Genomic DNA, 13,426 nt, shown 5'->3' with positions numbered 1-13,426 from the left:
GCTGCCCGCCCATGACGTACGAGGTCGAGCCTGCCGTTCATCCAGAACTCGCCGCGCACACCGCGCACTTCGCCAAGCACGTATACACCGTGGCGGGACACGTGCACGTCGCCGTGGGCTGGTCCTCGGCCAACGCCGCGGTGATCGAGGGCCCCGAGGGCCTGGTGGTGGTCGACACCGGCAGCGGGGCGGACCTGGCCGCGGTGATCGAGGCCGAACTGCGACCGCAACTGCGCGACCCCCGGGCCCCGGTGCGGGCCGTGGTGGTCACCCACCACCACCCCGACCATGTGAACGGGCTGAGCCACTGGGCCGCGACGCCCGACGTGGACGTGTACGCGCACCGGACCTTCCTGGCCGCGCTCACCGACCAGTCCGGGCCCACGCTGCACATCATGGGCCTGCGCTCGGTGTACTCGCTCGGCAACCTCCTCGGCCCCTCGGACACCGAGGGCGTCAACGACGCGGTCGGCCCGCACGCCGGGGTGGGCACGCCGTCGTTCGTGATGCCCACCGTGCTGGTGGGGGACGCGCTGGAGACCGAGGTCGCGGGGGTGCGGCTGCGGCTGTTCCACAATCCCGGCGAGACCGACGACGCGATCAGCGTGTACCTGCCGGACAGCGACGTGCTGCTGTGCGGCGACACCATCCAGGGGCCGACCCTGCCCAACATCCACACCCTGCGCGGGTGCCGCTACCGCGACCCGATGCAGTGGGTGCGCAGCATCGACGCGCTGCGCGCACACGGGGCCGCGCACCTGATCCCCAGCCACGGGCAACCGGTGTCGGGGGCGGACCGGGTCGCCGAGGTGCTGGCCGTGGAGCGGGACTGCATCCAGTACATCCACGACCAGACCGTGCGCCGGATGAACGAGGGGCTGACCCCGGACGAGTTGGCCGAGACGATCGAACTGCCCGAGCACCTGGCCTCGTACGCGCCGTACGCGCGGGAGTACTACGGCACCGTCAAGCACACCGTGCGGCAGATCTTCTTCGGCTACCTCGGCTGGTTCGGCGGCGATCCGGTGGACCTGGATCCGCTGCCCCGGGCCGAACACGCGCGCCGGACGGTGGCGCTGATGGGCGGCCGGGAGCGGGTGCTCGGCGCGGCGACCGAGGCGTACGAGGCGGGCGAGTACCAGTGGGCGGCCGAGCTGGCCACCCACCTGACCCGGATCGACCGCGAGGACACGGACGCGCGGGCGGTCAAGGCCGCCGCGTTTCGCCGACTCGGCTATGCCCAGCTCAACGTCAACTGGCGCAACTGGTACCTGACCAGCGCGGACGAGCTGGAGGACCGGATCCAGCCGATCCTGCCGCTGATCAACTTCGCCGCGGTCTTCGCGCCCAGGGACCTGGTCGCCCGGATCCCGGCGGCCTGGCTGATCGAGCTGTACACCACCCGGCTGCGTGCGGAGGAGGCGCTGGAGGTGGACACCGTGCTCGGCTGGCGGGTGCTCGGCGGCGTGCACGGCGAGGAGGAGGTGGCGCTGCACATCCATCGCGGTGTGGCCCGCTTCCTGCGGGAGATTCCGGCGGACGCCGCCGTGGTGCTCGAACTGCCGCGCGAGACCGTGGAGTCGCTGCATCTGGGCCGGACCGATCTGCGCGGCGCGCTGGCCGGCGGGGACGCCCGGGCGATTCGCGGCGGCGCGGCGGAGGCGGCGGCCCTGCTCGACCTGTTCGACCCGCTCCAGCCGCGCAGGCCCACCGAGTTGACGCTGCGCTGACCGATCCGCGCCCCCGCCGGAGGGCGACGAGCGCCCCCGCCGGGTGTGTTCGGCGGGGGCGCTCGGGGTTCACGCGAGGGGGTCAGCTCGCGTCGAGGACCAGCTTGCGTACGTACTCGACCGCCTCGGCGACCGGGACCAGGGCCTTCTCGCCGCTCGCGCGCGAGACGATCTCCACGTTGCCCTCGGCCAGGCTGCGGGCGCCGACGGTCACCCGGAACGGGATGCCGACCAGTTCGATGTCCTTGAACTTCACCCCGGGGCGCTCGGCGCGGTCGTCCAGGATCGTGTCCACCCGCTGCCGCCGCAGTTCCGCGTAGATCTCCTCGGCGGTGGTGCGCGACTTCTCGTCCTCGACGTCGAGCAGCGCGACCGCGACCTCGAACGGCGCCACCGCGACCGGCCACACGATGCCGTTCCTGTCGTGGTGCGTCTCGACCATCGCGGCCATCGCGCGCTCGACGCCGATGCCGTAGCTACCCATGACCGGGGTGATCCGCTCACCGTCCGCGCCGAGCACGTTCACCCCGAGCACATCGGTGTACTTGTCGCCGAGCTTGAAGATGTGGCCGATCTCGACCGTCTGCTCGACCTCCAGGCCGGTGCCGCACTTCGGGCACGGCTCGCCGGCCACCACCTCGCGCAGGTCCACCCAGCGACCCACCGCGATGTCCCGCTCGACGTCCACGCCGCGCACGTGCATCTTGTCCACGTTGGCGCCGGTGACCATGTCCCGGCGACCGCGCAGCGCCTCGTCGGCCAGGATCGGCAGGTCGGTCACGCCGACCCCGCCCAGGCTGCCCGGGTACGCGCCGAGCGCGGCCTTGATCTCGTCCGGCGTGGCCGGGCGCACGTCGTTGGAGCCGGTGGTGTCGATCAGCTTCTGCTCGACCAGCGCGTGGTCCCCGCGCAGCAGGGCCAGCGTGAGCTGCCCGCCGACCATGTAGACCAGCGTCTTGATCTGCCGGTCGGCCGCGACGCCGTGCGCCCTGGTCAGGTTCTCGATGGTCTTGACGCCGGGGGTGTCGAACCGCTCCGGCGCGTCGAGCCCCGGGCCGTCCTCGATCGCCGCGAGCGTGGACGTGGCCTTCTCCACGTTGGCCGCGTAGTCGCAGTTCGGACAGTGCACGACCAGGTCCTCGCCGGCCGCCGACGGGCACATGAACTCGGTCGAGCCGCTGCCGCCCATCGTGCCGCTGGACGCCTGCACCGCGATCGCGGGGATGTTCAGCCGCTGGAAGATGCGGACGTACGCCTGCCGGTGCGCCTCGAACGAACGGTCCAGCCCCTCGGCGTCCAGGTCGAAGCTGTACGAGTCCTTCATGGTGAACTCGCGCACCCGGATCAGGCCGCTCTTGGGCCTCGGCTCGTCCCGGAACTTGGTCTGGAACTGGTACCAGGTCTGCGGCAGGTCGCGGTAGGAGCTGAGTTCGAGCGCGAGGGTCGTGAAGATCTCCTCGTGCGTCATGCCCAGGGCCAGGTCGGTGCCCTTGCGGTCCTTGAGCCGGAACATCTCGTCGCCCATGACCTCCCAGCGACCGCTCCTCTGCCAGATCTCGGCCGGATGCATGGTCGGCAGGATCATCTCCTGCGCGCCGATCCGGTCCATCTCCTCGCGGATGATCCGCACCACCTTCGCGCGCACCCGCACCGCGAGCGGCAGCAGCGAGTAGTGGCCGGCCATCAGCTGCCGGATGTAGCCCGCGCGCACGAGCAGACGGTGGCTGACCGCGTCGGCGTCGGCGGGGTCCTGACGGAGAGTGGGTACGTACAGTTCGGACCAACGCATGAGACCGTGGCGACCTAACGACTAGGGGGAAGGGCGTGCGACCTGCATTCTAAAAGCCGCGCGAGGTGCGACCACCCGGGTTTTCCCCCGGTCCTCGCCCCGGCTTTGGTCGGCGCCCGGAAGTCTGGCAGAATGGCGAGCTGAGTACCCGGGGCATTGCCGGACCCTCTCTCCGCATGCTTACCGTGTCCACGATCAGCCGAGCCTCATGTCCCCACGTGAACGCCGGCTGTTCACCCACGTCAAGATGCAGGAGACACCACTCTCGTGGCAGTCAAGATCAAGCTGAAGCGCCTGGGCAAGATCCGTTCGCCCCACTACCGCATCGTCGTCGCCGACGCCCGCACCAAGCGTGACGGTCGGGCGATCGAGGAGATCGGTATCTACCACCCGATGGAGAACCCCTCGCGTATCGAGGTCGACTCCGAGCGTGCGCTCTACTGGCTGGGCGTCGGCGCGCAGCCGACCGAGCCCGTCGCGCACATCCTCAAGCTGACCGGCGACTGGCAGAAGTACAAGGGCGAGCCGGCCCCGGCCCCGCTCCTGGTCGCCGCGGAGAAGGCCGACAAGAAGTCGCTCTTCGAGGCCGCCGCCCGCGAGGCGATGGACGAGCCCAAGGACGGCGCCACCACGCCGAAGGCCAAGAAGGAGAAGAAGGTCGAGGCCGCCGCCGAGACCGAGACTCCGGCCGCCGAGGGCGAAGCCGCCGCCGAGACCGCCGCTAACGAGGGCTGACCGTGCTCGAGGAAGCCCTCGAACACTTGGTCAAGGGCATCGTCGAGCATCCGGACGAGGTCAAGGTACGGGCGCGTAATCTTCGCCGCGGTCGCATTCTCGAGGTCCGGGTCCACCCCGAAGACCTCGGGAAGGTCATCGGGCGAGGTGGCCGCACCGCGCGTGCGCTGCGTACCGTCGTGACCGCGCTCGGCGGCCGGGGAGTCCGCGTCGACCTCGTCGACGTCGACCAGGTTCGCTGACGTACCCGGACATCACGTCCAACCGGGAGCTGCCCGGCGGAGTCACATCCGCCGGGCAGCTTCTTGGCATTTCCGGTGCTCGGGCCATCGGGTTCCAGGAGTTTCCGGGTTTCCGGGCAGAGATTGAGGAGTCGCAGGTGCAGCTTGTGGTCGGCCGTATCGGCAAGGCACACGGCATCAAGGGCCAGGTGACCGTCGAGGTCCGTACCGACGAGCCCGAACTGCGGCTCGCGCCCGGAGCGGTGCTGATGACCGACCCGCCGTCGGTCGGTCCGCTGACCATCGCCGACGGTCGGGTGCACAGCGGTCGACTGCTGCTGAGCATCGAGGGTGTGACCACCCGCAGCGGCGCCGAGGCGCTGCGCAACACGCTGCTGATCGCCGAGATCGACCCGGACGAACTCCCCGAGGATCCCGAGGAGTTCTACGACCATCAGCTGATCGGCCTGGACGTGGTCACCGCCGACGGCGAGGCGGTCGGCGAGATCACCGAGGTGGCCCACCTGCCCTCGCAGGACCTGCTCATGGTCCGCCGGGCGGACGGGCGCGAGGTGATGATCCCGTTCGTCCAGCAGATCGTGCCGGAGATCGACCTGGAGAATCAGCGCGCGGTGATCACCCCGCCGCCGGGCCTGCTCGACGCGCAGGACGCGGTGCTCGCGGTGCCGGACCCGGCGGAGGGCGACACGTCAGAGGACCCGTCGTGAGGATCGACGTCGTCACCATCTTTCCCGAATACCTGGCCCCGCTCGACGTCTCGCTGGTCGGCAAGGCGTGCGCCAAGGGCCTGCTGGACGTGCACCTGCACCAGCTCCGGGACTGGACGTACGACGTGCACAAGACCGTCGACGACACCCCGTACGGCGGCGGCCCCGGCATGGTGATGAAGCCCGAGCCGTGGGGGCTCGCGCTGGACGCCGTGCTGGAGCAGGGCGAGAGCGCGGCGGCCCCGGTACCCCGGATGATCGTGCCCACGCCGTCGGGCCGGCCGTTCACCCAGGACCTCGCGGTCGAACTGGCCGCGGAGCCGTGGCTGCTGTTCGCGCCCGCCCGGTACGAGGGCATCGACCGGCGGGTCCTGGACGAGGCGGCGACCCGGATGCGGGTGGACGAGGTGTCCATCGGCGACTACGTGCTCGCGGGCGGCGAGGTGGCCGTGCTGGTCATCGTCGAGGCGGTGGCGCGGCTGCTGCCGGGAGTGCTGGGCAACGCGGAATCGCACCGGGACGACTCGTTCGCGCCGGGCGCGATGGCCAACCTCCTGGAGGGGCCGGTATACACCAAGCCCGCCGAGTGGCGCGGGCGCGAGGTGCCGCCGATCACGGTGTCCGGGAACCACGGCGCGATCGCCCGCTGGCGGCGGGACGAGGCGCTGCGCCGGACCTCGGCCCACCGGCCCGATCTGATCGGCCGGATAGATCCCGCGGCGGTGGACAAGAAGGACCGGGCGCTGCTCGCCGAGCTGGGCTGGGTCGAGCGGGACGGCCGGTTTCATCGGGGCGACCCACCTGTGGCAGACTGAGACGCTGTTGCCATGTCCCGATCCGGACCGGGTTCCCCGGGAGCCGGACGGCACCCCTGCCACAGGGGGAGCGCCATTCGGGACCGGCGACCCCCCTTTCGTAACCACGAATCCCCGTGGGTGACCTGTGGCACCCCCGAGAAAGCGACGCGAGATGAACAAGCTCGACCACATCGATGCCGCATCCCTGCGGGACGACGTCCCGGACTTCCGCCCCGGTGACACCCTCAAGGTGCACGTGCGCGTCATCGAAGGCAACAAGTCCCGCGTCCAGGTCTTCCAGGGCTTCGTGCTGCGTCGCCAGGGCGACGGCGTCCGCGAGACCTTCACGGTCCGCAAGGTCAGCTACGGCGTCGGCGTGGAGCGCACCTTCCCGGTGCACACCCCGGTGATCGAGAAGATCGAGCTGGTCACCCGCGGCGCCGTGCGTCGCGCGAAGCTCTACTACATGCGTGACCTGCGCGGCAAGGCCGCGAAGATCAAGGAGAAGCGCTCGGACCGTCCGACGCGCTGACCCGTGCGCCACACCCGGGGTGCCTCGCCCATGGCGAGCCGACCCGGACGCTACGCTCGTTCGTGATGGACGACGCAGAGCAGAGCAGAGGCCGTGCCTCCACGGCGGAGGAATCCGCCGGTACCTCGTCCACCGAGGTCGTGGAGGCGCGGCCTTCGCGTGTCCCGGGACGGGCGTCGGGCGGGAGTGGTCACGGGGGCGGGCTCGACGGGGCGCTCGGGACGGTGCCGGCGGCGCCGAAGTCCCCTGATTTCGCAAAGGATTCGACGGTGGGCACGGGCGGCGGTGCGGGCGTCGGCTCGGCGGCCGAGGCGAGTGTCGATGCTCCGTCGAAGGGCCCGGAGAAGGCCGACACCCCCGAGGACGGGGCGGGTTCGGCGGCCGAGACGGCACCCGAGCCCGGGACCGCGTCCGAGGCCGCGACCGCATCCGGGACCGACGTTGTCGCCGGGACCGAGTCCGACGGCGACCCCGACGGTGACGCCGAGGGCGATTCCGAGGCCGAGTCGGGCCCCGAGGCCGAGGGTGCTCCCGACGCGCCGCGTCGGCGGCGAATGCCCGCGTGGGTCGAACTTCCGCTCCTGGTCGCGATCGCAATGGTCGTCGTCCTGGTGGTGAACTCGTGGGTCGCCCAGCCGTTCGTGATCCCCAGCGGTTCGATGGAGAACACGCTAGAGGTCGGCGATCGGGTCCTGGTGAACAAACTCGCCTACAAGTACGGGGACATCCACCGCGGCGACATGATCGTCTTCGACGGGCGCGGCTCGTTCACCCCCGAGGGCACCGGCTCGCCCGACCCGGTGACCGGCGCGCTGCGCAAGCTCGGCGGGGTGTTCGGCTTCACCAACCCCGACGACAACGACTTCGTGAAGCGCGTCATCGGGATCGGCGGCGACGTGGTCAAGTGTTGCGACACGCAGGGTCGGGTCACCGTCAACGGGGTGGCGCTGGACGAGGGCGACTACCTGCATCCGGGCGACAAGCCCTCCGACTTCCCGTTCGAGGCCGAGGTGCCCAAGGGAAAGCTCTGGGTCATGGGCGACCATCGCAGCAACTCGGCCGACTCGCGCGACCACCTGGGCGACCCCGGTGGCGGCATGGTGCCGGAGAGCCGGGTGATCGGGCGCGCGCAGTGGATCATCTGGCCGTTCGGGCGGATCCAGGGCGCGGATCGGCCGAAGACGTTCGATCGGTCGGACTTCGACCGCCGTGGGTAAACGCGGCAAGCCCAAGGGCGCCCGGGCCGCCGATCCGGCGCCCGCGCGGCCGAGTGCCCACCCCGAGGGCGGGGCCGGTCCGCTCCCGACTCCGGAGGTCGTGGGCGCGGTGGCGCTCGGCGAGGCCGAACCGGTCCGGGCGGCGCCGTCGGTCGAGGCGCGGACCCCCGCCCCCGCGCGCCGACGCCGGGGCAGGCGTTCGCGCCGCAAGGACAAGGTGGTGCCGCTGTGGCGAGAACTGCCGATGCTCGCGGTGATCGCGCTCGCCCTCGCGCTGCTGATCAAGACGTTTCTGGTGCAGGCGTTCTACATCCCGTCGGGATCGATGGAGCACACCATCGACGTCGGCGACCGGGTCCTGGTGGACAAGTTCTCGCCGTGGTTCGGGTGGACCCCCGAGCGCGGCCAGGTGGTCGTCTTCAAGGACCCGGGCGGCTGGCTGGGCAAGAAGAAGACGGACGATCCGCCGCCCGGCCTCAAGCAGTTCAAGCAGGGTCTCGTGTTCGTGGGCATGTTGCCCTCGGACGACGAACAGGACCTGATCAAGCGAGTGATCGGGGTCGGCGGCGACACGGTGGCCTGCTGTGACCCGTCCGGGCGAATCACCGTCAACGGTGTTCCGCTGGACGAGCCCTACCTGTACAAGGGCAACGCGCCCTCGGAGAAGCGCTTCAGTGTGACCGTGCCCAAGGGGCGACTGTGGGTGATGGGCGACCATCGTGGTGACTCGGCCGACTCGCGGGCACATATGGATCGGCCCTATCAGGGCACGATCCCGGTGGACGACGTGGTCGGGCGGGCCGTCATGGTGGCCTGGCCGTTCGGTCGCGCGCATCGGCTGCCGGTTCCGGACACGTTCGGGAACAAAGCCCTGTCGGTTGCGATCCTCCCGCCCACCCCGGTCGTTATGGGAATGGTGGGTGCGGTTCCGCTGGTCCTGCTACGCCGACGTGTACGCTCGCGCCGGCGCATGCCGGCCCCGTGGGGTCGACATCGACCCGGCGACGTGCGCGGCACGGGTCGGAAATCATCAAGACAGAGCTGTGGGCAGCCGGTGGACAGCCCCGACCGGGTGCCGTGTGGCCTGCACGGGTACGAGGAGGCGCCGTGGGGGAAGTCGTGATCGGAGCGCGATCCGCTGGTGGAGACGACGATCGTGGGCGGGAGCCGCACGAGCGGCATCCGACCGACGCGCCGCACGATCCCGGAGCGCCACCGACCCAACCAACGAGCGGGGACGGGCCCCGGCAGTCGCCCGATCTGGTGAAGCATCCGAAGAACGGGGCCGCCGCCGACGCGGCGCCGATCTTTCCGCCGGTGGCGCCGACCCCCGCGACCGGTGGTCCGGGTGCGGGCGGACCGCCGGACGCGGACGGCCCCGGCGGTCCCGGTGGTCCGGGCGACTCCGGGGGATCGGGCGACTCCGGCGAGCCGGAGGGTGCCGGTGGACCGGAGGGCACCGGCACCGACGAGGGCGCCTCGGCCTCGGGCGAACGGCGCAAGAAGAAGGGGTCGTTCTGGAAGGAGCTGCCGCTGCTTCTGGTGATCGCGGTGGTCCTGGCGCTGCTCATCAAGACCTTCCTCGTGCAGGCCTTCTCGATTCCGTCGGAGTCGATGGAGAACACCATCAAGGTCGGCGACCGGGTCCTGGTGAACAAGTTCTCGCCGTGGTTCGGCGCGGAGCCGGAGCGCGGGCAGGTGGTGGTCTTCCACGACCCGGGCAACTGGCTCCAGGAGGCGCCGAAGCAGTCCGACAACGCGGTGGTGCGCGGGCTGCAAAAGGGCATGTCCTGGGTCGGCCTGATGCCGTCCGCCGACGAGAAGGACCTGATCAAGCGGGTGATCGGGGTCGGCGGCGACCGGGTGCAGTGTTGCGACGCGCAGGGCCGGCTCATGGTCAACGGCAAGCCGTTGGACGAGAGCTCGTACCTGAAGAAGGGCGTGGCCCCGTCGACGAAGGTGTTCGACGTGACCGTGCCCAAGGGCCGGATCTGGCTGATGGGCGACAACCGGGACAACTCGTCCGACTCGCGCTATCACATGGACCAGCCGTTCAACGGGACGGTGGACAAGGACCAGGTGATCGGGCGCGCGTTCACCGTGGTGTGGCCGCTGAACCGGATCCACGGCCTCGGCGTGCCGAGCACCTTCGACCAGCCGGGCCTCGGGCTCGACGTGATCGGCGGCACCCCGATGGCGGCCGGGCTGATCGGGGCGGTGCCGCTGGTGTGGTGGCGGCGCAGGCGGCGCGGCGGGCCCGAGGAGCGTACGGCCACGCGCCCGCCCTCGGCGGCGCCGCCGGCCTGACGGCCGACCTCTCGCATCCGGCCGGGCGCTCGGGAACCCCCTCCCGCGCGACCCGGCCGTTCGCGGCTCGGGGCACAATCCGGGGATGACGACTCAACCCGTGTCATGGCCCGGAGACGTACCGGAGCCGGTGCCGGACTATCCCGCCGACCTGGCTCCCGACCTGGAACGACGCGCCGTGCGCGTGGTGATTCTCGACCCCGACGACCGGGTGCTGCTGTTTCGCACCCGGGTCCCCGAATCCGATCCGTCCGACTGGTACGACCTGCCGGGCGGCGGCCTGGACCCCGGGGAGACCTATGTGGACGCGGCCGTTCGGGAGATTCGGGAGGAGACCGGCCTGCGGATCGAGCCCGCCGAGGTGGGACCGCCGACCTGGCGGCGGAGTGTGACCTGGGTGCGGCCGGGGCATCGGCGGGTGCAACACGAGTTCGTGGTCCTGGTCCGGGTCGCCGAGCGGGCGCCCGCGGTCTGCGAGGACCGTTCGTTGTGGACCGCGGACGAGCTGGCCGAGTACCAGGAGGCGGTGTGGTGGCCGGTGGACGAGATCCGGGCGGCGCCGGCGCGGTTCTACCCGGGCCGGCTGCCCGAGCTGCTGCCGAGGTTCCTGGCCGGCGAGCTGATCGACGAGCCGTTCGAGTGGTGGAACGGCTGAGCACCGCGGCGCCGGCGGCTCGACGGCCGGTCGATCCGGGCCGCCCGGGGTGTCCCGGACGGTTGTGCCATGGTGCGCCGGTGGGCGCGAGGGTCGCCGGTACACAATGGGAGGCGTCAGCGAAGCGCAGGAGCGAGGGGCGCGCATGAGTGCGGAAGATCTCGAAAAGTACGAGACCGAGATGGAGCTGCAGCTCTACCGCGAGTACCGCGACGTCGTGGGTCTCTTCAAGTACGTCATCGAGACGGAAAGGCGCTTCTACCTCACCAACCAGTACGAGCTGCACGTGAGGTCGGCCGACGGGGAGGTCTTCTTCGAGTTGTCCATGGCGGACGCGTGGGTGTGGGACATGTATCGACCCGCGCGATTCGTGAAGAATGTTCGGGTTCTTACGTTCAAGGACGTCAACGTCGAGGAACTGACCAAGAGCGAATTCGAGATGCCCGCGGGCAACGAAGGGTTCGGCGGCTGAGCGGACTCCGCGCGCCCGCAAGGGCGACATCCACAACGACCGGTTTGTCCACAGGTCGCGGTGGGTCGACACACGACCACCTCCGGCTCCGGCAGCGTCGAGCCCGGAGGTGGTTGTCGTGCGGACCGACGAGAGTGGCAGGGAGGGCCGGGGCGGCCCGGCCCGGCAGTCCCGGAACGGCGCGGTGGGGCGCTACGGCGAGCGGGTCGCGGCGCGCTATCTGACCGAGGCGGGCATGGCCGTCCTGGCGCGCAATTGGCGGTGTCGGGACGGCGAGATCGACATCGTCGCGCGCGACGGGCCGGTCCTGGTGGTGTGCGAGGTCAAGACCCGGCGCGCGGGTGGGTTCGAGCACCCGCTGGAGGCGATCGGCCCGGTCAAGGCCGCCCGGCTGCGGGTGCTGGCCGAGCGCTGGCGGGCGGCGAACCCGCTTGCCGGGCCGCCGGGGCGCGAGGTGCGGATCGACCTGGTCGCGGTGGTCGCGGCGGTGCGTGGGGCGGCCGGGGTCGAGCACGTCCGGGGGGTGTGCTGAGCATGGGCTTCGCGCGCACCCGGTCGGTCACCCTGGTCGGGGTGGACGGCGTCGTGGTCGAGGTACAGGCCGACCTGGAGCCGGGGGTGACCACGTTCACCCTCGTGGGCCTGCCGGACCGGACTTTGGTGGAGTCCAAGGAGCGGGTCCGGGCGGCGGTGGTCAACAGCGGCGAGGAGTGGCCGCAGCGCAGGCTGACGGTGGGGTTGTCGCCGGCGACGGTGCCCAAGACGGGATCGGGCTTCGATCTGCCGATCGCGGTCGCGATGCTGGCCGCGGCGGGCGTGCTGGACCCGCGCGCGATCGAGGACCTGGTGATGATCGGCGAGCTGGGCCTGGACGGGCGCTTGCGGCCGGTGCGCGGGGTGTTGCCGGCGGTGATGGCCGCCGCGGCGGCCGGGTGCGCCCGGGTGGTGGTGCCCTCCGTGGCGGCCGGCGAGGCCGAGTTGGTGCCGGGGGTCGCCGTGTGGGGGGCGACGTCGCTGCGGCACCTGCTGGCGAGGCTGCGCGGGGAGCCGGCGCCGGCCGAGCCGGCGGCGGTGCGCGACATCGGTCTGGGCCCCGATCCGCTCGCCGTGGTCGGCACCTTGACGGCGGGCCCGCCCGCCGGGTCGGCGTCGGCCGATCTGGCCGACGTGGCCGGTCAGGGCCGGGCCCGCCGGGCCCTCGAGGTGTGCGCCGCGGGCGGGCACCACCTGTTCCTGCTCGGCAGTCCGGGTGCGGGCAAGACCATGTTGGCCGAGCGGTTGCCCGGGATCCTGCCGGCGCTGGACGGACCGGCCTCGCTCGAAGTCAGCGCGGTGCACTCGATCGCGGGCACGCTGCGCCCCGACCTGCCGCTGGTGACCACGCCGCCGTTCTGCGCGCCGCACCACAGCGCGACGATGCCGGCGATCGTCGGCGGCGGCAACGGCCTCCCACGCCCGGGCGCGGTCTCGCTGGCCCATCGGGGCGTGTTGTTTCTGGACGAGAGCCCGGAATTCAGCGGGCGGGTACTGGACGCGCTGCGCCAGCCGCTGGAGTCGGGCACGGTCACCGTGGCGCGCAGCGGGGGGATGTTGTGCTTCCCGGCCCGGTTCCTGCTGGTGATGGCGGCCAACCCGTGCCCGTGCGGGCGGTTCTCCGGGCGTGGTCTGGACTGCACGTGCTCGTCGCTGATGCGGCACAAGTACCTGGCCCGGCTGTCCGGGCCGCTGATGGACCGGATCGATGTGCGGGTCACGGTGGATACGGTCTCCCGCGCCGAGCTGTTCGCCCCGGAGGGGGCGGGGGAGCGGTCGGAGGTGGTGGCCGCACGGGTGCTGGCGGCCCGGGAGCGGGCCGCGCGGAGGCTGGCCGACACGGGGTGGACGGTCAACGCGGAGGTGCCGGGGCGCGAGCTGCGCACGCGGTGGACGGTCGACGCCGACGCCCTCGACCGGGCGGCGCGCGACATGGAGCGCGGCTTCCTGACCGCCCGAGGTCTCGACCGCGTCCTCCGCGTCGCCTGGACCCTGGCCGACCTGCACGCCCACCCCCGCCCCACCCGCGCCGACGTGGACACGGCCCTCGAACTGCGCACGGGAGTGATCCGAGGCGACACGGCGGACGACGACGGGTTCGAGGGATGAGGAACCGCCGACACGACAGGCCGGTCGCGGATGCGGAAGGCGGGGGCGGGCCCGTGGGGTGGGTGGGAGTTGCGACGGGGTGGTCCGGGTCGAACGGAGCA

General features: G+C 71.6%; 14 protein-coding genes. 13 read left to right on the top strand and 1 reads right to left on the bottom strand.

Annotated elements, in window-relative coordinates; genetic code table 11:
* The first annotated feature begins 11 nt into the window (after window positions 1-11).
* Complete coding sequence (locus tag ACFRCG_RS27690) at window positions 12-1,730, top strand: alkyl sulfatase dimerization domain-containing protein (RefSeq protein ID WP_380036314.1); 1,719 nt, start codon at window positions 12-14, stop codon at window positions 1,728-1,730.
* Between the two features lie 82 nt (window positions 1,731-1,812).
* Here the strand turns inward: ACFRCG_RS27690 and ACFRCG_RS27685 are convergent, their stop codons facing one another.
* Window positions 1,813-3,519 (bottom strand): proline--tRNA ligase, encoded by a 1,707-nt coding sequence (locus tag ACFRCG_RS27685; protein WP_380036312.1) that lies wholly within the window; start codon window positions 3,517-3,519, stop codon window positions 1,813-1,815.
* Window positions 3,520-3,786: 267 nt separating this feature from the next.
* Here ACFRCG_RS27685 and rpsP point away from each other — a divergent pair, with 267 nt between their 5' ends.
* The 12 genes from rpsP to ACFRCG_RS27625 all read left to right on the top strand — a co-directional run bounded on the left by rpsP (window position 3,787) and on the right by ACFRCG_RS27625 (window position 13,325).
* On the top strand, window positions 3,787-4,254 hold the full coding sequence (gene rpsP / locus ACFRCG_RS27680) for a 30S ribosomal protein S16 (protein ID WP_078975239.1): 468 nt from the start codon (window positions 3,787-3,789) through the stop codon (window positions 4,252-4,254).
* A 2-nt stretch (window positions 4,255-4,256) separates the two neighbouring features.
* On the top strand, window positions 4,257-4,496 hold the full coding sequence (locus tag ACFRCG_RS27675) for an RNA-binding protein (protein WP_020553237.1): 240 nt from the start codon (window positions 4,257-4,259) through the stop codon (window positions 4,494-4,496).
* A gap of 137 nt (window positions 4,497-4,633) precedes the next feature.
* Window positions 4,634-5,203: a ribosome maturation factor RimM gene (gene rimM / locus ACFRCG_RS27670; RefSeq protein ID WP_380036310.1), complete on the top strand. Its 570-nt coding sequence runs from the start codon at window positions 4,634-4,636 to the stop codon at window positions 5,201-5,203.
* A complete protein-coding gene (trmD, locus tag ACFRCG_RS27665) occupies window positions 5,200-6,018 on the top strand; it encodes a tRNA (guanosine(37)-N1)-methyltransferase TrmD (RefSeq protein ID WP_380036308.1) in 819 nt (272 codons plus the stop codon). The genes rimM and trmD overlap by 4 nt, the downstream gene beginning before the upstream one ends.
* Before the next feature lie 154 nt (window positions 6,019-6,172).
* Window positions 6,173-6,532 (top strand): 50S ribosomal protein L19, encoded by a 360-nt coding sequence (gene rplS, locus ACFRCG_RS27660; RefSeq protein ID WP_078975236.1) that lies wholly within the window; start codon window positions 6,173-6,175, stop codon window positions 6,530-6,532.
* A gap of 269 nt (window positions 6,533-6,801) precedes the next feature.
* Window positions 6,802-7,749 carry a signal peptidase I gene (gene lepB / locus ACFRCG_RS27655; RefSeq protein WP_380036306.1) on the top strand — a complete coding sequence of 316 codons (948 nt, stop codon included), beginning with the start codon at window positions 6,802-6,804 and terminating at the stop codon, window positions 7,747-7,749.
* Entirely contained in the window at window positions 7,742-8,872 is a 1,131-nt protein-coding gene (gene lepB / locus ACFRCG_RS27650) for a signal peptidase I (RefSeq protein WP_380036304.1), read from the top strand. The genes lepB (ACFRCG_RS27655) and lepB (ACFRCG_RS27650) overlap by 8 nt, the downstream gene beginning before the upstream one ends.
* Before the next feature lie 140 nt (window positions 8,873-9,012).
* Window positions 9,013-10,056, top strand: a complete 1,044-nt coding sequence (gene lepB, locus ACFRCG_RS27645) for a signal peptidase I (protein WP_380036302.1) — start codon at window positions 9,013-9,015, stop codon at window positions 10,054-10,056.
* Window positions 10,057-10,141: 85 nt separating this feature from the next.
* The gene (locus ACFRCG_RS27640; protein ID WP_380036300.1) at window positions 10,142-10,711 is read left to right on the top strand and encodes an NUDIX hydrolase; all 570 of its coding nucleotides are present in this window, start codon (window positions 10,142-10,144) and stop codon (window positions 10,709-10,711) included.
* 145 nt (window positions 10,712-10,856) lie between these two features.
* The gene (locus tag ACFRCG_RS27635) at window positions 10,857-11,183 is read left to right on the top strand and encodes a DUF2469 domain-containing protein (RefSeq protein WP_078979196.1); all 327 of its coding nucleotides are present in this window, start codon (window positions 10,857-10,859) and stop codon (window positions 11,181-11,183) included.
* Window positions 11,184-11,301: 118 nt separating this feature from the next.
* Window positions 11,302-11,715 (top strand): YraN family protein, encoded by a 414-nt coding sequence (locus ACFRCG_RS27630; protein WP_380036298.1) that lies wholly within the window; start codon window positions 11,302-11,304, stop codon window positions 11,713-11,715.
* A 2-nt stretch (window positions 11,716-11,717) separates the two neighbouring features.
* Window positions 11,718-13,325 carry a YifB family Mg chelatase-like AAA ATPase gene (locus ACFRCG_RS27625; protein WP_380036296.1) on the top strand — a complete coding sequence of 536 codons (1,608 nt, stop codon included), beginning with the start codon at window positions 11,718-11,720 and terminating at the stop codon, window positions 13,323-13,325.
* The last annotated feature ends 101 nt before the right edge of the window (window positions 13,326-13,426 follow it).

Origin of the sequence: Embleya sp. NPDC056575, from assembly GCF_042793325.1 — a bacterium.
Taxonomy (GTDB): Bacteria; Actinomycetota; Actinomycetes; order Streptomycetales; family Streptomycetaceae; genus Embleya.
This window is presented reverse-complemented; position numbering and strand designations above follow the sequence as displayed.

What these genes read in the sequence shown, in the direction of transcription:
- rplS (WP_078975236.1), top strand. Translation starts at nt 6,173, where the DNA reads ATGAACAAGCTCGACCACATCGATGCCGCATCCCTGCGGGACGACGTC.
- ACFRCG_RS27640 (WP_380036300.1), top strand. Translation starts at nt 10,142, where the DNA reads ATGACGACTCAACCCGTGTCATGGCCCGGAGACGTACCGGAGCCGGTG.
- ACFRCG_RS27690 (WP_380036314.1), top strand. Translation starts at nt 12, where the DNA reads ATGACGTACGAGGTCGAGCCTGCCGTTCATCCAGAACTCGCCGCGCAC.
- ACFRCG_RS27685 (WP_380036312.1), bottom strand. Translation starts at nt 3,519, where the DNA reads ATGCGTTGGTCCGAACTGTACGTACCCACTCTCCGTCAGGACCCCGCC.
- ACFRCG_RS27625 (WP_380036296.1), top strand. Translation starts at nt 11,718, where the DNA reads ATGGGCTTCGCGCGCACCCGGTCGGTCACCCTGGTCGGGGTGGACGGC.
- ACFRCG_RS27635 (WP_078979196.1), top strand. Translation starts at nt 10,857, where the DNA reads ATGAGTGCGGAAGATCTCGAAAAGTACGAGACCGAGATGGAGCTGCAG.